Origin of the sequence: Bacillus sp. FJAT-45066 (genome assembly GCF_002335755.1) — a bacterium.
Lineage (GTDB): Bacteria > Bacillota > Bacilli > Bacillales > Bacillaceae_I > Bacillus_CD > Bacillus_CD alkalisoli.
Genome location: NZ_NISQ01000001.1, coordinates 2,603,872 through 2,624,188, shown reverse-complemented (window position 1 = coordinate 2,624,188; position 20,317 = coordinate 2,603,872). Strand labels below are relative to the sequence as shown.

Annotated in this window: 18 protein-coding genes; 14 read left to right on the top strand and 4 right to left on the bottom strand. The window is 35.2% G+C overall.

Annotated features, from left to right (window positions below; genetic code table 11):
• Nucleotides 1-325: 325 nt before the first annotated feature.
• Entirely contained in the window at nt 326-808 is a 483-nt protein-coding gene (locus tag CDZ92_RS13265) for a DUF4825 domain-containing protein (protein WP_096155678.1), read from the top strand.
• Between the two features lie 276 nt (nt 809-1,084).
• On the opposite strand, the gene cspC is transcribed toward CDZ92_RS13265, so the two are convergent.
• Nucleotides 1,085-1,285 (bottom strand): cold shock protein CspC, encoded by a 201-nt coding sequence (gene cspC / locus CDZ92_RS13260; protein ID WP_096155677.1) that lies wholly within the window; start codon nt 1,283-1,285, stop codon nt 1,085-1,087.
• Nucleotides 1,286-1,803: 518 nt separating this feature from the next.
• Here cspC and CDZ92_RS13255 point away from each other — a divergent pair.
• The 6 genes from CDZ92_RS13255 (at nt 1,804) to CDZ92_RS13235 (ending at nt 5,776) form a co-directional block, all read left to right on the top strand.
• A complete protein-coding gene (locus CDZ92_RS13255) occupies nt 1,804-2,265 on the top strand; it encodes a CarD family transcriptional regulator (RefSeq protein ID WP_176483772.1) in 462 nt (153 codons plus the stop codon).
• Nucleotides 2,266-2,863: 598 nt separating this feature from the next.
• The gene (locus CDZ92_RS13250; RefSeq protein ID WP_406564934.1) at nt 2,864-3,205 is read left to right on the top strand and encodes an iron chaperone; all 342 of its coding nucleotides are present in this window, start codon (nt 2,864-2,866) and stop codon (nt 3,203-3,205) included.
• 289 nt (nt 3,206-3,494) lie between these two features.
• On the top strand, nt 3,495-3,656 hold the full coding sequence (locus tag CDZ92_RS20050; protein ID WP_176483771.1) for a hypothetical protein: 162 nt from the start codon (nt 3,495-3,497) through the stop codon (nt 3,654-3,656).
• A gap of 283 nt (nt 3,657-3,939) precedes the next feature.
• Complete coding sequence (locus tag CDZ92_RS13245) at nt 3,940-4,455, top strand: AAA family ATPase (RefSeq protein ID WP_096155674.1); 516 nt, start codon at nt 3,940-3,942, stop codon at nt 4,453-4,455.
• A 21-nt stretch (nt 4,456-4,476) separates the two neighbouring features.
• A complete protein-coding gene (locus tag CDZ92_RS13240; protein WP_096155673.1) occupies nt 4,477-5,064 on the top strand; it encodes a DUF4256 domain-containing protein in 588 nt (195 codons plus the stop codon).
• 532 nt (nt 5,065-5,596) lie between these two features.
• Nucleotides 5,597-5,776, top strand: coding sequence for a hypothetical protein (locus CDZ92_RS13235; RefSeq protein WP_096155672.1), 180 nt, complete (start codon nt 5,597-5,599; stop codon nt 5,774-5,776).
• 45 nt (nt 5,777-5,821) lie between these two features.
• Here CDZ92_RS13235 and CDZ92_RS13230 read toward each other — a convergent pair whose 3' ends face one another.
• The gene (locus CDZ92_RS13230; RefSeq protein WP_096155671.1) at nt 5,822-7,531 is read right to left on the bottom strand and encodes a two-component system sensor histidine kinase NtrB; all 1,710 of its coding nucleotides are present in this window, start codon (nt 7,529-7,531) and stop codon (nt 5,822-5,824) included.
• A 193-nt stretch (nt 7,532-7,724) separates the two neighbouring features.
• Nucleotides 7,725-8,840, bottom strand: a complete 1,116-nt coding sequence (locus CDZ92_RS13225; protein ID WP_255249821.1) for a metallophosphoesterase — start codon at nt 8,838-8,840, stop codon at nt 7,725-7,727.
• A gap of 631 nt (nt 8,841-9,471) precedes the next feature.
• On the opposite strand from CDZ92_RS13225, the gene gloA2 reads away from it, so the two are divergent.
• A complete protein-coding gene (gene gloA2, locus CDZ92_RS13220) occupies nt 9,472-9,858 on the top strand; it encodes an SMU1112c/YaeR family gloxylase I-like metalloprotein (protein WP_096155669.1) in 387 nt (128 codons plus the stop codon).
• Nucleotides 9,859-9,930: 72 nt separating this feature from the next.
• Here the strand turns inward: gloA2 and CDZ92_RS13215 are convergent, their stop codons facing one another.
• Nucleotides 9,931-11,037: a Fic family protein gene (locus CDZ92_RS13215; RefSeq protein WP_096155668.1), complete on the bottom strand. Its 1,107-nt coding sequence runs from the start codon at nt 11,035-11,037 to the stop codon at nt 9,931-9,933.
• A 245-nt stretch (nt 11,038-11,282) separates the two neighbouring features.
• Here CDZ92_RS13215 and CDZ92_RS13210 point away from each other — a divergent pair, with 245 nt between their 5' ends.
• The 6 genes from CDZ92_RS13210 to CDZ92_RS13185 all read left to right on the top strand — a co-directional run bounded on the left by CDZ92_RS13210 (nt 11,283) and on the right by CDZ92_RS13185 (nt 20,300).
• Nucleotides 11,283-12,311 (top strand): Gfo/Idh/MocA family oxidoreductase, encoded by a 1,029-nt coding sequence (locus tag CDZ92_RS13210; RefSeq protein ID WP_096155667.1) that lies wholly within the window; start codon nt 11,283-11,285, stop codon nt 12,309-12,311.
• A 580-nt stretch (nt 12,312-12,891) separates the two neighbouring features.
• The gene (locus tag CDZ92_RS13205) at nt 12,892-13,863 is read left to right on the top strand and encodes a LacI family DNA-binding transcriptional regulator (RefSeq protein WP_096155666.1); all 972 of its coding nucleotides are present in this window, start codon (nt 12,892-12,894) and stop codon (nt 13,861-13,863) included.
• 278 nt (nt 13,864-14,141) lie between these two features.
• Complete coding sequence (locus tag CDZ92_RS13200) at nt 14,142-15,533, top strand: ABC transporter substrate-binding protein (RefSeq protein WP_096155665.1); 1,392 nt, start codon at nt 14,142-14,144, stop codon at nt 15,531-15,533.
• A 30-nt stretch (nt 15,534-15,563) separates the two neighbouring features.
• Nucleotides 15,564-18,500, top strand: a complete 2,937-nt coding sequence (locus tag CDZ92_RS13195; protein ID WP_096155664.1) for an extracellular solute-binding protein — start codon at nt 15,564-15,566, stop codon at nt 18,498-18,500.
• The gene (locus CDZ92_RS13190; RefSeq protein ID WP_096155663.1) at nt 18,490-19,377 is read left to right on the top strand and encodes a carbohydrate ABC transporter permease; all 888 of its coding nucleotides are present in this window, start codon (nt 18,490-18,492) and stop codon (nt 19,375-19,377) included. The genes CDZ92_RS13195 and CDZ92_RS13190 overlap by 11 nt, the downstream gene beginning before the upstream one ends.
• A 47-nt stretch (nt 19,378-19,424) precedes the next feature.
• Nucleotides 19,425-20,300 carry a carbohydrate ABC transporter permease gene (locus tag CDZ92_RS13185; RefSeq protein ID WP_096155662.1) on the top strand — a complete coding sequence of 292 codons (876 nt, stop codon included), beginning with the start codon at nt 19,425-19,427 and terminating at the stop codon, nt 20,298-20,300.
• Nucleotides 20,301-20,317: the final 17 nt, after the last annotated feature.

The window sequence follows — 20,317 nt, the reverse complement described above, 5'->3', positions numbered from 1 at the left end:
GAAAGTTTTAACAGGTAAACAACTATAAATACGAACCCTTAATAATTGATTTAGAGGGACACCTTGAATCATTTGACGATTCAAGGTGTCCCTCTAAATCATTATTTATTAATTCTACTTTGTATTTGTTCTAAAGAATACTTGGCTAGCTTTCTAGCATCTTTATTTTTACTTTCGGAAAAAGTCAAGCAAATAGTCATCTTCTAGTATTCCTTTATTTTCAACCTCGGCGCACATTAAAAAAAGGAGTAAATAAACAGAACATTCGTTTTTCTCTAACGAACAGTAATTATGAAATTGATTCAAATATTAGGGGGAATAAAGAGTGACTAAAACATTAAGATTTTTCTTCTTTTCATTAATAATATTATCTTTCTTGAATGGTTGTAATGCAGATAATACTAATAAGGAATTATTTGAGTTTAAAGGTTCGTATATTGGAGATAACAGTGCAGTTGGAAACATTGTTAGGAACTTACCAAGCGGTGATAATTTAGAGGGATTTGAACTTAAAACAAAAGAAGAACCTTATGGAATGATTTTAAACTATAAAGGCATAGAAGCTGAGGAAATAGAAAAAAAGCATAAAGAAACAGCAATTTATAATGCTACGTTCATATTCGTTTTGGTTCAGAATGCAGAATGGATTACTTTTAATTTTGAAAATCAGGAATACCAAATAACAAAAGAAAATCTACAAGATTGGTACGGTAAAGAATTAAGTGAGTATTCGAGTGAAGAAGAACTCAGAAAACTAACCCTAAAATATTTAGAAGATGAAAATAAAATAAATGACTTATTAAAGTAAAGGGCAGCTAGTGGAATAAAAAAGATAAAAAAGCTTAGAGAATCTGGACTCTCTAAGCTTTTTACGTATGTAGTCGTTAATTTGGGGCTTTGGGGCAAGTCCCAGTTCGGTAAAACCTTTACTTACTGGTGGTCTGGCCCCGATTTCTTTGGCAAAAACTTTAGATCCTTTACCATTACCTGTACCACTTTCCTACTCGAACGTTTGTTAAGTATTATACAGAGAACAAAAAAACAGGCCCTCTATAAAGAGCCTGTTTGTATAAACATTTTAAGATTAAGCTTTTTGAACGTTAGCAGCTTGAGCTCCACGAGCACCTTGCTCAACGTCAAACGTTACTTTTTGACCTTCGTCTAAAGATTTGAAGCCGTCACTATTGATTGCGGAGAAATGTACGAATACATCGTCACCATTTTCACGTTCGATAAAGCCAAAACCTTTTTCTGCATTAAACCATTTTACTGTACCTTGTTCCATTTTTGTTGCCTCCTAGTGCGTTATCACACAATGTATTACTATCCTTGCCAAAGTATCAAGATGAAAAGTTATTCATACTATCATTTACACCGAACAAAAATAATTCTTCTTTATTGTATCATAAAACAAAATGAATTTCAAGTTGTTGGGAATAGAAAAAATCCGCAAAGAAAAAGAAGAGCAATCACGCAGCTCAAAAAAGAAGTCATTATGATTGTTGTTTTGATCAAGTGCTTGATGTAATGGTTAATTGTTTGGGGTTAAAAGACATACAACCTATCGTTTTCAAGTGAAAAGTAATCTAAGTTAATTAGTAGAGGAATAAGCATTTGCGTTTAAAAATATACCTTCCCTTTATTGGTAAGCAAAACGACTCCTATTTTTTCTTTTTACTTTCTTTAATTTTTAATGAAAAAGTTATTGACGTGGAAAATAAATTTATGATATTATTAAAATTTTGATAAAAATAAGTATTTATGGTAAGATTAAGAAGGTTACCAAATATGGAGGTGGATTATTTGTTTCAAATTGGCGATAACATTATTTATCCAATGCACGGAGCAGGTATTATTAAAGACATCGAAGAGAAAGAAATCTCAGGGGAAAAACAACAGTATTATGTTATAAAAATGTTAATTAGTAATATGCAAGTCATGATTCCTGTTAGTAAAATAGTGAGTTCAAGTATACGTCCAGTTACTGACATAATTGCATTAAAACACATCATACACATTTTCCAGAATGGTGAATCAGATAGTTTACTTCCGTGGAAAGAAAGGTTTAAAGTTAACACAAACAAAATAAAAACGGGTAAAATACAAGAAGGTGCTGAAGTTGTACGTGATTTAATGCGTATGAAGAACGAAAATGCACTTAATTCAAGCGAAAAGAAAATGTTGAAAAACGCAAATGAATTTTTAATTAGTGAACTGAGATTAATTAAAGGGATCACTGAAAATCAAATAAAAAGTTTCTGTTAAGGTTAATTAAAGCATGTATAACACCTCCCGAAAATGTCTTGAAATTTTTGGGGAATATAATTAGTAGTATTAAAAGTAAATCATTTCAAAGAACATTCAACTGCTCCAACTCACTTTTAGAGCACCATTAACCTCTTTTGTTAATTCTACAATCTAATCCATTTTAATTGAATCCATTTCATAATTACGGTTCGTTTAATAGTCATACACTGTAACGAACTCCTTTAAATTTCTTTTACGAACGTTTGAAGTTTTATCAACCTGATAAAATAATCATTTGATTTTTGCAATCCTGATTCACACTGGCACGGACAAGGATCCGTAAGGATGAAAGAGAGGTAGGGCTTTCATTGTTTTAGGTAAACAATTTAATATTAAAAGAAATACAAAGAGCAGAGGGTACAGACACTCTGAATCATTTAGTGATTCAAGTTTCTGTGCCTTCTGCTCGTTTCGAATATGATAATATAAAGATATATTTAGCAAACACATTGTGGCCAGCACCCCTACGTTAATACTTATTATATCGATGGACTGGCCATTAATTAAGAAGATAGGAGAGAACAACTTGGAATCTTTAGTTGATTTTTTAGCGGGGATGGACAACCCTTCTCACCGAGAAAGAACGGAAGAAGTATTTAATTGGATAGAAGATAAATACCCTAACCTACAGTCAGTAATAAAATGGAAGCAACCGATGTTTACAGACCATGGTACATACATTATTGGTTTTAGCGTTTCTAAAAAGCATTTAGCTGTTGCTCCTGAAGCCGTTACGATTTCTCATGTAGAGGATGACATTGTTAAGGCAGGCTATGACTACACAAAGGAGATTATCCGAATTCCTTGGAATGGCCCACTGGATTACTCTTTACTGGAGAAAATGATTGAGTTTAATATTCAAGACAAGGCAGACTGTTCTACTTTTTGGCGCAAATAGAGGGATGGGGTTAAATTTCTCACTTAAGTTAGAAAGATAGCTAAATAGAAATTTTTAAACAAACGTTTGATTAAAGAATGTTTCGATTGGTTATGTATAAATGATCTATGTGCCTGAAGGTGAATTTAACATTTTAAATAGTAATTTTACAATAGTAATTTGCAGGCACTATTAACAGTTTTTCCATTTGAAAATGGAGTGCTAAATATATTTTACAATATTAGATACTAATAAATAGTAGAGAAATTCACATACTAAAAAAGTTACTTTTAGTATGGTGGTGAATAAGATGACAGATTGGAATAATCAAGCTAGTAGAAATAATAATGTACATTCGACAGTGACGATGAAGCAGGAAAGTATGGAAAATAAAAGAATACAATTGAATGTTCAAGAAGAAAATGGCATTGAAAACGGTCAAAATGTAAAGCCACAAGTTCGTCAGGAATAGTTAATGGGTCCAGGTATGATAGTTACTTACGTACCTGTGTTTTTTTCTTATGGATTGTCATATATGATTACCTATCAATGAAAGAAGAAGCAAAGAAAAGCTAAGGCACAACTAGTATCATTCGCTAGTTGTGCCTATTTTCGTGCAAAGCTTCCGATTGCCCCCTGTTAGAAACGTCCCCGTGCTTTAGAAATACCCCCTCCCATATTTAATAACTCAAAAGGGAAATCATACTCCGTAATAGAATATGGTATAGAAAACTATTATGGATTAGGTGGTATTATTGAAAAAAACAATCCCCAAAAAAATACATATTATTGGCTCTGTTGGAAGTGGTAAAACGACCTTAGCAAAAGAATTATCGTCGGCGTTAAATATACCTTACTATGAATTAGACAATGTGGTTTGGATAAGAAATAATTCTAGTGATATAAGAAGAACGGAACAAGAAAGAGAAGAGCATTTAAATGCAATAATTCAATCAGAAAGTTGGATTATCGAAGGGGTACATAATGAAGATTGGGTGAGCAAAAGTTTTGAAACCGCAGACTTGATTATTTATATGGATACAAAGTATTCAATTAGAACCTACCGAATAATAAAGAGATTTCTTAAACAAAAACTTGGATTAGAGAAATCAAATTACAAGCCAACAGTTGAATTGTTTTTTAAAATGTTCAAATGGAATCGGCACTTTGAGGAAGTTGGAAGAGTTAACTTTTTCAGCAAATATGGAAACAAAGATAAACTAAAAGTTATTAGCAACACAAAAGTTATTAACAGATACTTCAACGGCTAATGAAACGATTATTTAAGTCCTATGCTAAAGGAGCAAATTATTGTGACAAATATAGATAAGGAAATGACAGTACAACAACGTGAAGGTTTACTCCAAATATTGAAAGACCGATTCGAGAAAAATATAAACCGCCATGAAGGAATAGAATGGGCTAGAGTCCAAGCAAAATTGGAAACTAATCTTGAAAAACTGTGGTCTCTTAGTGAAATGGAAAGAACCGGCGGTGAGCCGGATGTAGTTAGTTATGATAAAGAGAAACACGAATACATCTTTTATGACTGTTCAGCGGAAAGTCCTAAAGGTCGCAGAAGTGTTTGCTACGACCGTGAAGCACTAGAATCAAGAAAAAAACACAAGCCAGAAAATAGCGCGATTGATATGGCTAATGACATGGGCATTGAACTTTTATCGGAAGAACAATACCGAGAGTTGCAGAAACTTGGAAATTTTGATATGAAAACATCGAGTTGGGTGAATACACCTGCTAATATAAGAAAACTTGGCGGTGCCATCTTTTGCGATCGTCGCTACGGCACTATCTTTATGTACCACAACGGAGCTGATTCCTATTATGCCGCAAGAGGTTTCCGCGGCTTGCTAAAGGTTTAAGAGTATTGTACATAAGGATTTTGTTTAGTGCAGGAATTGTGGTCGGTTTAGAATAGTGGGATAAAATAAAGACCGAGTTTCGTGGAAAAGAGGAACTTTCACGTAATTAGGTCTTTTTCTGTTCTTTATGGTTAAGGTTGAATGAAATATATTTTCATCCCGCAATGCAATTGAATTGTGTTTCAATTTATTGGCGTTGTGTTTCAATTTCACGCCTTTCTGTTTCAATCCACAAGCCTTGTGTTTCAATTTTAATGTGGAAACGTTAATCCTTACATTTGTGTTTCAATTTATACATGTTGTGTTTCAATCACGCACTTTACTGTTTCAATCCGCAAGTCTTGTGTTTCAATTCACCCCCCTCCTCCAAACCATATTAATTTACAACAAATCAATCCTCACACTTCTTTCGCTCACCTCCCATTCGAAACCTAGTTTAAATGTGAAACGAACCCCGTCCCCATTTCACATGCATATTTTTCCACGTTGGTGCAAAAACTAAGGTGAAATTGTGAAAAGGAGGTTTTACATAATGCAAAATCAAAATGCACAAGATTACGTGAATCAAAGTATGTCGTCTGTTCAAAGTACAATGGGTAGTTTACAACAAGCATTAAGCTGTGCGGAAAAGCCAGAAAACAAAAACAAAATTGAACAAGCAATCCAATCGCTTCAATCCGTTCAACAAGACTTATCTAGCTATCAAGATTAAGAAGAATGCAAAAAGAGCCTGTCCATTGGAAGGCTCTTTCAACTTTTACGGAAGTGGAAATGTAATTAAAAATGTTGTGCCGTGTTTAGAAGTGGTATGAACTTCTATCTTCCCATTATGATTCTCTATAATCCGTTGAACAATCGTTAGACCTAGTCCAGTTCCAGATTCTTTTGAAGTAGAAAATGGATCGAAAAGTGTTTTCTTCATATACCCCTCAATACCACTGCCAGTGTCTGAAATAAACAGTTGGTATGAATGGCTCTCTTTTTTGGAGTGAATAGAGATCGTGCCTTTTCCATTCATGGCTTCTTTACTATTTCTCAATAGATTATAAAAGACTTGTTTCATTTGCTTCGTATCTAGTAATAACGGAGTTTCATCTAATTGTAAATCCAATCTTAACTCCGGACTATCTCCAATCACACTCGGCATATCAGCTAGTACTTCTCTCACCGTCGCTTCTTTTACAATCGGTGCACCAGGTTTAGCAATCATCAACATTTCTTCCACAATCGTATTAATTCGCTCAAACTCTTTCAATAAAAGGGGTACTTGAAATTTATTGCTCACCTCTTTGGTGAATGACTGTTTCATAAGTGTAAGAAAGCCATAAATTACAGTAAGAGGGTTTCTTATTTCGTGAGCAGCACCGGCAGCAAGTTCCCCAAGTAATGCCAACTTTTCTGAATGATGAATCCGATTTTGTAACTCTTCCGTTTCCGTAATATCGATAAAGTGAAAAATTGTCCCAATAAGGCTATCATGCTGGTCGCGCAACTCTGATTGCGAGACGAGAAGAAGGTGGTTGTCATTCTCTGTTTTGAACGTAACCTTTTGGTTTTTGCATATTTCTTTAGAAAAAAGAATGTTCCAAAATTGTTCGTTTTCTTGCCGTTTCTTTTGCCAGTACTTGATTTCAAGAGGATCTATCTTTATTAATTTGGAAGCAGCGGTGTTTAAGGAATATTTGTTAGTAAGGTTATCGGCGGTAATAATTCCGACTGGTAAAGAATTTAAAATTTGTTCTCTGTATATTTTGTCTTTCTTCGTTTGCTCATACAGTTGGAAATAGTTATTAAAACTAATCGATATGAAAATGATCGTCAAAGTAAAAATTATAAGGCCAAAAACGGGATAAACCCCTAGTAATATCGTTAATATTAATGCTAGCAATACGGTACTCAAATAGTGAGTAACAGAATCCTTGGCAATACTCTTCATGATTAGAAGAACATTGTCTTGCGTAGCTAGTGCAAAATATAAAGCGATTAACAAAGTATTTATGAAAAAATAGATGGTGATAGCAAAAATATAAGCATGTAAGTATTCAAGAGAAAGTGCTCCAACCTCTCCCCCTAGCCAAATAAAAAATTGGTAAGAAATAAAGATCATGATTGCATAAATAGAAAAGTTAAATACTTGCTTCCACCACTCGGAAACTCGTTCAAGCAAATAAATGAGGAAAGCGCTTATGAAAAGTAACCATAAAGTATTTTCTAATCCAAATAAATAAATCGTTGCCAAATATATCGAAGTATCCATAGAGAAACCATTACCAACAAGAGGTAAAACAACTCTGAATCTATTTAAAAGTAAGATGGAAATGGAAAGGAGAACAAATAAAACCCCGTTTATAGAAAGTGGAGTAAACGGAATAATAACTTGCTGTAAAAAAAGCGCACAGCCAATTATGGAAGTAATTGCTAGGTAGATATAGTTAGATTTAAGAAAGAAGAAATGTCTTTTCACCATGCATCACGCTCGTGTTTACTAGATTTGATTTGCAAGGATAATTCTAAAGCAAACAGGAGCAGTGGTCAATCTGTGCAAAATGGGGACGGGGTTTGATTTCACATTTTCAGCATGATTAGCTTTAGAAATAACTCCGCGTCCAAAAAGCCGCCTTTTTCACGATAAAAGTGAGAAACCGAACCTCGTCCCCGTTTCACCCCCCTATAGTAACGATTATTTGGACTATTTCCGACCGAGTTCCTAATCGAATTGGTGGACCCCAAAATCCATACCCCATGGAAACAATAGAATGGAGCGAATCTTTCTTCATATAGCCCCAATCATTTTCATAGATTCGTCTAGTGATCAAGCTTCCGGGGAAGATTTGACCTAGGTGGGTATGGCCAGAAAGGATAAGGTCAATGCCATTTTCTTGTGCAACATCTAAATCATAAGGTTGATGTTCTAGTAAAATAGCGGTTTTATCTAATGGAATATCCTTAGTCAGAGATGCTATATCCTGCCTACCTCTGTTCGTTCGGTCACGTCGCCCTATTAAAATAATATCTTCCATCACCATAACAGCTTCGTCATATAATACTTTGACATTTCCTCTTTCTAAAGCGACGATTAAATCTTCTATCGGACCACTATGCTTATCGTGATTTCCGAGAGAGATGTAAACGCCAAGTGGCGCATTAATCTGTGCTAGCACTTCGTGAATTCCTTGGATTACAAACGGATCAATATCATCGTCTACAATATCGCCAGGAAAAACGACAAGATCAGGATTCAATGCGTTTATTTCTTTCACCATCCGAGCTGCATGTCTTCTATTGGAAAGAACGCCAAAATGCATATCCGACGCCATCACTATTTGAAGACGTTCAGTTGTAGGAGTGTTTTTTTCTATATGAACTTCATATGTTTGAACGATTGGAGAATACGCATTGTATAACCCTAAGCCAACTAAAGAAAAAGTCAAACCAATCGTTACTATACTCGACCATCTATCAAGATGCCTTCTGGAAAGTCGAGTAAACGTAAGCAACCAAACGCTAATATGTACTAAAGGCAAAAGGACAAGCAATAAGTAAAAAAACGCCATCCATAATGAGCCAACAATATGTAGTAATGTATTTTGAAAAAATCTCCCTAATATAAACGATGTAGAAACGAATGTAAGTGTGACAATATAAAGGAGTTTAACTTTCCATGAAATTTCATCTTTCACCCAAGACTTCATCCAACCCCAACCACTCCAACCAATATAAAAAACGAGTGCAACATATATCAATAAGAAAACAATACCGAATTTAATCACATCCACAAGCTCCATTCCTAGCACTATATATAAATATATACTGTGCAATTTTTCCAATTGTAGTCATGAGAAATCGGAAAGGGGATCCAATATCGGAACAAAAAAATTCAAAATGAAAGTTTACCCCAAAAAAATTTATTTTTTGGAGTTTTCAATGGAAGTATTCTGCAAAAGTTGGTGCTTTTTTAGGTTTGTTGATGAAGCATTTCGGGTTTATCGGCGAAAATCTCAGGTTAATCGGCGAAAGACTTGATTCTATCGGCGAAAATAGGGGATTAACCGGCGAAAACTAACATCCAATCAGCGACAAAAATTTTTAATCGGCGAAAATAATAAGTTATCGGCGAATTATTAAGTTTATCAGCTATACTAAGGTTTCTTTCTTAATACCTAAACCAAAGCAGGGGTAAATGTTCACAGTATAGTTCAATAATGTGAACATTTCCCCATTCACATTTCTCATTGACGAAGTTTATCTAAAAGTATGCCACTCAATTCTGTAAAGTTAGTAAAATCATCCACATCCACTTTTATTTCCAGTATAACTACCGTAGAATAATTTGTACTAAATGAGTTTTAATATAATAAAGACCAAAGAGGAAAAGATTCAGCATTTAGAAGAAGGAGGGAAGACGAAATGTTTATAGAAGGAGTCCACCATGTAGCAATAATTTGCTCTAATTATGAAATTTCCAAGCGCTTCTACACAGAAATGTTGCAGTTTCCTATTATAGAAGAAACGTATAGAAAAGAACGGGATTCTTATAAACTAGATTTGCAAGTTCCCGGTGGTGTGCAAATCGAGTTGTTTTCCTTTCCGAACTCACCAGCGCGTCCGAGTTATCCGGAGGCACAAGGATTACGTCACTTAGCATTTATAGTAAAAGATATAGAAGAAATCGTAAAGGTGCTAATAGGAAAAGGATTAGATATAGAACCTATCCGAGTGGATGAATTAAGCGGTAAAAAATTCACCTTCTTTGCAGACCCAGACGGACTGCCTCTAGAACTATATGAAATGTAAAACAAGGACGGGGTTTTCTTCACATTTTCTTAAACTACGAAAATGTGAAATGAACCCCGTCCCTGTTTTCCCTTAGTCGGTCATTATACTAATCAAATCATATTGATAAAACCTTCTGTTGCGTTTTCTATCGTCTCCGAAAACCATATTTAATTGAACAAGTTGAGCTAGACTTTTTCTTATGGTAGGTGGTGCTAGGTCTGTTATTTGTTCAATCTGATGTACAGTAGCTATGGGATAAATAAACATGGCACGCCACACCTTTTTAGTAGAAGGCTGGTCTAGCGTAGCTAAACCTTCGTTGTATAATCTCTCAGCCTTATCCAATTTATTATATTGATGTTCAGCCATACGAATGGTGGCGTTTAAGAAAAATACAATCCAACTTTTCCAATCAGGCTCTTTTTTGCCAATCCCTCTTACTCCATTTAACATTGTATAATATTTAAATTTTTCTCTTTCTAATTCTTCACTAATAAAGAAAAATGGAGAATCAATAAGCTCTGTTTGAAGAAGGTATAGAACAATTAAGATTCGCCCTAAACGTCCATTTCCATCAAGAAAAGGGTGTATGGATTCAAACTGAGCATGGATTATTGCCGCTTTAATTAATGGATGTAACGAATCAACTTGAACTTCGTATGGATGCCCGTTAATATAACGCTCTAAGTTTGACATATACTCTGCCATTAATTGTGGTTCTGGTGGGATATAAGAAGCGTCTTTTATATCTTTTGTAGGGCCAATAAAGTTTTGTATCTTTCTATATTCACCTGCAGCCCCAGTCGCTCCTCTAGCATTATTCATTAAGAGTTTGTGTATATCTCTTATTAAACGTTCAGTGAGAGGATAACCATTCTGAATAATCTCGAGTCCTAGCTTAAGTGCATTCTGGTAATTTCTAACTTCAATTCTTTCCCAGTCTTGTTGTTCCTCTAGTTTATCTTCAAGCATTTCACTAAAAGTTACTTGAGTTCCTTCGATTCTAGTAGACTGAACAGATTCGTGCAAAGTAAGTAATTGAATAAAAGACTCATTTACAACAGAGTATCTAAGTTTCTGTTTTAAACTTTCTAGTTTAGAAGAGGCTTGAACAACTAACTTATAAAACTGCAGTTCTGTTTCTGCATTAAAATGAACGGGAAGTAAAGGTAAGTCATAAGGCTTTTTCTTCTTCATAAAACTAATCCACCTTTACATATGTTTTTATTTATATTATTTCCTATAATACAGTTTTTAGTACACTTACGCTATTATTTTACTTAAAAATAGCGCAGTGAATCAGGTGCGGGGTTCGTTTCCCATTTTTTTACACTACGAAAATGAGAAGTGAACCCCGTCCCTATTTATCTTTATAGTGATTAGCTGTTAGACTATAACCTAACAACTGGTAACTAACCAACTAAAAAAGGAGTTGTTCTCATATGATAAAAACTATTATAGTAGGTTTTGGCTTTGCTGCAAAAGTGTTTCATTTGCCACATTTAGTTCATTCTGAAAAATTCGAAGTGGCTGGAGTTGTCTCTAGGTCAGGTGCATCAAAAGAATACGGTGATGTGAGTTCTGTACCTGTATACGCCACGTTAGATGAGGCTCTTACACAAAGCGATGCCACGTTATATATTATTACGACACCTTCAAATATGCACGTTGACATGATGAAACAGTGCATACGTGCAGGAAAAGATATTCTTGTAGAAAAGCCAGCATTCTTAACGGTGGAAGAAGGTGAAGAGTTAATTCAGCTTGCTGAAAAAAGCGAATCTGTTGTGTCTGTTCACCAAAATCGTCGCTGGGATGGCGACTTTTTAACCTTACAAAAACTTCTTCAAGAAGGTACGTTAGGAGACTGGAAAGTACTAGAATCCCGATTTGATCGATTCCGCCCACATGTTCGAAATCGTTGGAGAGAACAAGCTGGACCAGGTTCAGGTATACTGTACGATTTAGGTTCGCACTTACTAGACCAAGCACTTGTTTTATTCGGAGAGCCAGACGCTGTTTATGCAGAAGTAATGACACAACGAGAGAACGGACAAACAGATGATGGCTTTTTTATTGTGCTCCACTACGGAGAAAAGCGAGTATATTTACGCTCTAATTCATTTATTAATTCCAACTATCCTCGATTTGAATTGCACGGAACAAAAGGTAGCTTTGTGAAGTGTGGCTTAGACATGCAGGAGCCTCAACTAATAGATGGTACCTTTTATGAAGAGAGAATGAGAGAAGTCGGAACGTTACATATAGAAGATACACAAGATTTTAGTATACAGCTTGGAGGATATGACCAATTTTTTTCCTTGCTAGCAGAAGGGTTATCCAAAAGAGAACCTGTCGTTTCATTAGGAGAAGCCCTTAAAATGACAAAGATTATAGAAATGGCACGTTTGTCATCTGAGGAAGGTAGAGTAATAAAGCAGGAAGAATGGAAAGGTGAGTCCGTTTTATAATGTATCATAACTATACGAAAAACGAATTATTCTACAGCGTCATGCATAAGAGTACAATAATAGGCGAACGTTTCTTAAGTTAGAGTGAAGTTTAGTTCGTTTTTCACTAAACGAACCGTAATTATGAAATTGATTCAGGTAATAAAAAGTAAAAATTTTATTAATAGTAACCATAAAGCCCAGTGAACTATCAAAGTAGGACTGGGCTGTTTTTTCTAATATTTGCAAGTGGAACATACACTTTTTTGTATTCATAAAAGAAAAATCGTTATAGGGGCTTAATCAAAGTGGGACTATATACAACCATCATCATTAATTTAATATGGTAATATAGTGGTAAATTGAACGGTGGGGATTTCGATGTGTTGTAGAGTTTTAAAAATAAAGCTAAAAAATGTTTTGCGAAAATTGTAGAAATTAACTGTGAAATTTGTTGTTTTTTTAAAATTAGTATATTGTAATCGTTTTCAAATTGGATTATAATTTAGATATTGAAACGTTTCAAATTTAGAAAAAAATAATCCAAGGGGGATTACGATCAACTTCTAATTCTACTTAAGCTTAAAGGAATGAAGGAAAATTGCCTACTTTAAAAGATGTCGCAAGAGAAGCAAATGTTAGTGTATCCACCGCATCTTACGCAATTAATGGAAGTACATTAATTACAAAAGAAACGAGAGAAAGAGTTCTCCAAGCTGCACAAAAGATTGGATACCGTCCGAACGCTAATGCTAAAAACCTCAAGAAAAATAAAAGTGAAATCATCGGATTTTTCTTAAGTGGTTTTACCGGTCCATTTTTCAACGAAATTTTAGAAGGTGTTCAGGATGTAGTTATAAAAAATGGATACGAAATGGTTGTTTCTGCATCAAACCAAAAACATAGATTGCTAGTTGAGAGCTATGTGGATGGGGCAATTATTTTGAATTTCCATTTAGATGACCAACTAATCGACAATCTTGCCAGCGAGAAATTACCTATCGTAACATTAGATCGCGAAATTGAAAACAAATTCATTCATAATGTAATCCTACAAAACAAGGCTGGGATGGCTTTAGCTGTTAATCACCTTGTAGAAAAAGGGCATAAAAGAATTGGTTTCATTGGTGGACATACAAATTCGTATGATGGAGAAAAACGTTTAGAAGGATTTAAAGAATCGTTAACAGCTAAACAGTTATCTTTCCATGAACAAGATCTTATTCGAGCAGACTTTACAGAAATTAGCGGTCTGTTAGCAATGGAGAAACATATCGAAGAAAATAAAGATGATATGCCGACAGCATTTGTTAGTGCAAATGATGAGATGGCAATAGGTGCCATTAAGGCTTTACAGCAAAATGGCTTCCATGTACCAAATGATGTAGCAATTGTAGGTTTTGATGATATCGCGCTGGCCCAATATGCTAACCCTCCTCTATCAACGGTTCGTATTCAAAAGAAACTATGGGGAGAAATTGCAGCCAAAACATTATTTGAAATGTTGGACAAGCAATATGATTCTGATTTACCAGAAGTACCAATCGAATTCGTACAACGTTCGTCAAGTTAAAGTATTATAATACTTTGAAATTGCGAACGTAAGCGTTTACTACATTTTCTAGCCAGACTAAAATGCATCACGTTACTTAAAATATGAGGAACCATTCGATTTTTAGTAAGTGATGTTTTTTACGGCCTTCTATTGAAACGATTCAATTGATTATTTGGGTGAAGTTCACGTACTCTTCTTACTCAAAATCTAGTTGAAACTTTTGAACAACTTGGCCTTTGACTCAATTGTTAGCCAGTAGGTTAATAATAAATATTAAATGAAAAGGGGATTTTCAGATGAAAAAGTTAACTTTATTAATCACAGTTTTATTTCTAACTGCGTTTATTGTGGGATGTTCATCAAACAATACAGATAATTCCACAACAGACAAAAATAAAAACGACAACGTAACAGACAGTAAGGAAGAAGTAACGCTTAAAGTTGCAAGCTGGAGATTTGGTACGGAAGAAGATAACAACTTAGAAAGACAAATGATTCAAGCTTTTATGGAAGATTATCCACATATCAAAATTGAAATTGATGAATCAATCGCAGATCCTTGGAATGACTCTTTAGCAACTGCTGCAAGTGCTGGAAATCTTCCAGATGTATTTGAAATAGCAGATATTCCTGTAGCAATCCAAAACGAGTGGTTATATGACTTAAGTGAAATCGTTGCGGGTGACGCTGATTTTGATAGTATCTCTGAATCCGTTAAAGATGTATTATACCATGATGATAAAGTAATCGCGCTTCCATCTGGACAGCATTTCTTAGGCTACTATGTGAACAAAGATCTTTACGATAGACAAAACCTAGATGCTCCAGAATACGGAATGTCCATTGATGAGTTTTCTGATGCAATTCGTAGTGTTACTGATATTTCTAATGGGGTTATTGGTTTAAACCAACCATTCTCCATTATTGAATGGTATCCAGCTGCTGCAAATGATAACATGGGAATTTACACATTCAACGATGGTCAAGTTAACTTAAACAGCAATGAATTTATTCGTGGAATTAACTTTGCGAATAGTATCGTTTCTAACAACTATGTATGGGATGAAGGGTTATCAGATACCCAAAAAGCAAACTTCAATGGTGAAAATGCAACAGAAGTATGGAATCAAGGTAATGTTGGTTTCTTCTTCGATGGAAGTTGGTCAATCGGTTGGATGGCTGAGCAATCTGACTTTAACTGGGACTTTGTTGGTATCCCTGGTGGAAGAACGGTAGTAGTAAATGACTTCATGGGAATTTCTAAATCTACAAAGCATGCGGAAGAAGCTTACCTTTTCACGAAATACATGACTTATGGTAAAGAAGGATTCATGAAGCGTTTAGCAGTTGCAGATGCAAATGGAGAGAAAATAAACAACTTACCAATTTCTACAGACCAAGAAGTATTAGATGAATTCTTTTCAAGATTAGATGTACCTGGGATTTTAGAAGCTTACAATTACATCGATAACGGTGTTGCTAACTTACCGAAAATTGTACCTGGTTATATTGATGCACGTTGGAATGCACCAACAGGTGTGCAGTTAAATGCAGAAATTCCAAATGCAAGTATCGGGCAGTTAATTGATGCAAGTGTAAGAGGAGAAGTGAAAATTGAAGATTACATTTCTCAATTAAACGATTTAGCGAACCAAAAGTTACAAGAAGGTGCTGACGCACTAAATTAGTGTTTTATGAAAGTTGAGGGAGGTACAGACATGAAATATAAGGCTTTATTAGGGTCGTTACTTTTACTTTTATTGATGCCACATACAACTATTCATGCTGAGACTGGGGATCTAATCGAGCAATCGACCGAACAATTAATAGAGCCTCATTATCGTCTTGTCCTCAACGAATGGGAGAATAATAATCTAGGTAGCACTGCTCTTTTTGAGCGTGCTATCTCTCCTATTTCATTTGAAAATACAGATGAACTTCAGCTAGTACAAGCAGCAAAAAGCTATGGCTACAATGATAGTGTAGTCTATTGGGATAATGAACAAACCGTAAGTTTTGAAGTGGAAGTCAATCAATCTGGGTTATATGAAATCGGATTCGATTATTATCCGCTTGGTGATTTAATTATGCCAATAGAAGGTGCAATTAAAGTAAATGGGGAATTTCCATATTTTGAAAGTAGACGTATTGTTTTTCCTGTTGATTGGGAAAATGAAGTAAATAAATTTGAACTTGATCGTTATAACAATGAAATAGTACCAAACCAAAAACCTATTGAACGCTGGTATCAAATGAAAGCGACAGATGCTAAACATTTTCATGCACGACCGCTTAAGTTTTATTTAGAAGCAGGGAAAAATACAATTTCCTTATCGAATCTTAAAGGTGAAATGTTAGTAGGAAATGCTTATATCACTTCACTAAAGCAAGTACCAACTTATCAAGAATATATTGGTGAATCAAATCAAGATGTTGTGTCTACACTTTACACAATAGAGGCGGAACATCCTTTAAAGAAAAACAGTTCTTATATACGACCTTTTGCAGTAAATAGTATCTCCGTATATCCATACGATACGAAACGATCTCTCCTAAACTCATTTGGTGGTGAATCTTGGAGTGTTTCAGGGGATACAGTGACTTGGGAAATTAATGCAGAAGAAGAGGGGTATTATCATCTTTCTTTTAAAGCATTTCAAAATAAACAAACGGGAGCACCCGTATTCCGAACTCTTCTTGTGAACGGAACTATTCCTTTCCAAGAGGTAGAACAGTATCGATTTGATAACAGCAAAAAATGGTACAACGAAACGTTTAGTGATGAATCTGGCGAACCTTATAAATTCTATTTGAATAAGGGGACGAACACACTTACGTTAAAGGCAGATGCTTCTCCTTTTGGAAGAGTTATTTTTACAGTAGAAGACATCATGAAAGGTATCGAACAACTATCACTTTCCATTCGAAAGTTAACTGGTAATCAGCTCGATCAAAATAGAGATTGGAATATTAGTGAATACATTCCGGGAATTGAAGAATCATTATTAGAATGGGCAGACCTTTTAGAACAAGAAAGAACTTATTTAAATGAAATTAGTGGAGGTAAGGAATCTACAGAGAGTGTTTCATTAAGAATAAGTGTGGACAAGCTAAAAGCTTTGGCAAATAAACCAGATGAAATTCCGTTCCGACTGTCGGAACTTTCTGAAGGGTCTAATTCAGCTGCACAATTATTAGGAAATCTAATGATTGACTTACAAAAGCAGCCACTTTTATTAGATCGTATATATGTACATGGGGAAGAAGAGTTACCTAAAGCGAATGCAAGCTTTTTTGCTAGAGCGAAAGATTCTATCGTGAATTTCTACTATTCTTTCACGCAAGATAACATGGCAGTTTCTAATGTAGAAGAAGGAACAGTAGAAGTTTGGGTGAACCGTCCAAGGCAATTCGTAGACCTTCTTCAACATATGTTAGATCAAAAATTCACGCCAGAGACAGGAATTAAAGTAAAACTTTCATTAATGCCTAGTGAAAATAAACTTATTCTTGCAAGTGCTGCGAATAGCCAGCCTGACTTAGCATTAGGTATAAGTAACTGGCTACCTTATGAATTAGCAATTCGTGGAGCAGCTGTTGATTTAAGGCAGTTTGATGAGTTTGCAACTGTAGGACAGCAGTTTTCACCTGGAGCTTTCTTACCGCTAATCGTAGAAGATTCGGTATATGCTCTTCCAGAAACACAGGATTTCTTCGTCCAGTTTTACCGAAAAGATATTTTAGATTCTTTAAATATACCTGTTCCAGATACGTGGGATGACGTTGTTAGTATTCTACCAGAGCTTCAACGCTACGGACTGAACTACTATACACCAATAGCTGGTGCAGTAGCCTTCAAACCATTCCAAACAACAGCACCATATATTTATCAATTTGGTGGAGATTTATACAAAGAAGATGGAATTGGCACTTTGATTGACAGTGAAGAAGCGTTACGTGGAATACAATTCATGACAGAGTTAAATACGATTTATAGTACACCATTACAAGTTCCGAACTTCTATAATCACTTTAGATATTCCACATTGCCAATTGGTATTGGAACATTTTCGGAGTATGTTCAGCTAACAGCAGCAGCGCCTGAAATTTCTGGTTGGTGGGATATTTCCCTTCACCCTGGAGTAAAACAGGAAGACGGCTCAGTAGCTAGATGGGCGACTGGTTCCGCTCAAGCTTCTATGATTTTTGAAGGTGACTTAAAAGAAGAAGCTTGGGAAGTATTGAAGTGGTGGATGTCTACAGAGACTCAAGTTGAGTATGCAAGAAGCTTACAAACACTTTACGGTCCAGAGTATATGTGGAACACAGCGAATTTACATGCATTTAACAGATTACCTTGGCCAGACGAGTTTAAAGCTACGATATTAGAACAATGGGAACATTTAAGAGAAGTACCGAAAACACCGTACTCTTATATGGTAGAACGTGAAATAAGTAATGTATGGAACAAGGTTGTCTTCGATGGAGAAAATATTCGCTCCGCAGTGGATGACTCTGTAATTACGATTGATCGAGAAATGAGACGTAAGTTAGAGGAATTTGGTTATATGGAAAATGGGAAAGTGGTCAAACCATATACGATTCCAACGATTGAGAAAGTGGAAAGGTGGCTAGGAACAGATAATGAAAAATAATCAGCATTTAAGTACATCCATATTTCTGGCCCCTTATATGATTCTGTTTTTTACGTTTATTATTATCCCAGTAGTAGTGGCCATTGCATTATCGTTTACGTACTTTAACGCAATCCAAATGCCAACGTTTGTAGGATTTTTAAACTATGTCAATTTATTAACGCAAGACCATATCTTTATGCAATACGTACTACCTAATACATTGATATTTGCATTTATAGTAGGACCAGGAGGATACATTCTTGCCTTTATCCTAGCTTGGACACTGGCACAAATTCCAAAGCTACCAAGAACCATTCTTGCCTTAATAATTTTCTCCCCTTCCATGACAGCTGGTGTTGCCATGGGAGTGGTGTGGAAAATCATTTTTAGTGGTGACGAATTTGGATACTTAAATAACCTTTTAATTAGAATGGGTATGATCTATGAACCTATTCAATTCCTTCAATCACCAGAACATCTTATGACAATTATGATTGTGGTAACTTTATGGGGAAGCATGGGTGTTGGATTTTTAGCGATGCTATCTGGAGTCTTAAATATTAACAAGGAAGTATTTGAGGCTGGTTATATCGATGGAATAAGTAATCGATTCCAGGAAATCATCTATATCACGATTCCCTCGATGAAACCGCAAATGTTCTTCGGCGCCGTAATGGCAATTGTTGGAACATTCCAAGCTGGAGCAATCGGGGTTGAATTATCAGGAGCGAACCCTACTCCGCAATATTCCGGACAACTTATGGTTAACCATTTAGAAGACTTTGGTTTTATTCGTTATGAAATGGGATATGCTGCGGCAATTTCTGTATTGTTATTACTATTTATTTACTTTTTTGCGAAAATTGCCAGTAAGTTATTTTCAGAAAAAGACTAATCCATTATCTATATGTCATCCAATTTCTTTATTAGGAGGAGCTGAGTATGTCTTCATTTCATGGGACGAAGTTAAATCCAGATAAATATCATCGAAGTCAATTGAAATTTTATCTTTTTCTTATTCCTTTAGCGATATTTATGGTTTTACCAATAATCTTTATCATATCTCACGCATTTAAACCTTTAGATGAGTTATTTGCTTATCCACCAAGGTTTTTTGCAGAAAAACCGACAATGCAAAACTTTGCTGATTTGTTTTCACTTACAAATGCAACAGGTGTTCCGATATCTAGATACTTGTTTAATAGTATTGTAGTAACTTCAGTAGTAGTTTTCCTTACAGTTTTAATTAGTACGATGGCAGGTTATGTTCTTTCTAAAAAAAGATTTAAATTAAAGAAGACAATCTTTGAAATAAATACACTTGCTTTAATGTTTGTGCCAGCTGCAGTAGGGATACCACGTTATTTATTAATTGAAGAGGTTGGCTTACTTGATACATTTTTTGTTCACATTTTTCCTTTACTTGCAATGCCAGTAGGCCTCTTCTTAGTGAAGCAATTTATTGATCAAATACCAAATGAATTAATAGAGGCAGCTCAAATGGATGGCGCTTCCGATTTCCGTATATTCGCCACCATTATCGTACCTTTAGTAAAACCTGCGATTGCGACCATTGCGATTCTTTCATTCCAAATGGTTTGGAATAACGCAGAAACATCTGTCCTATACGTTAATGATGAAAACTTAAAGACATTTGCCTTCTTTATGTCAACATTAGCGTCAGATACTGGTAACTCTGTAGCAGGTCAAGGGATGTCAGCTGCGGCATCGTTAATCATGTTTATTCCGAACTTAGTTATTTTCATTTTCTTACAAAGTAAGGTAATGAACACAATGGCACATTCAGGTATTAAGTAATGTTAGGAGGAAGGGAA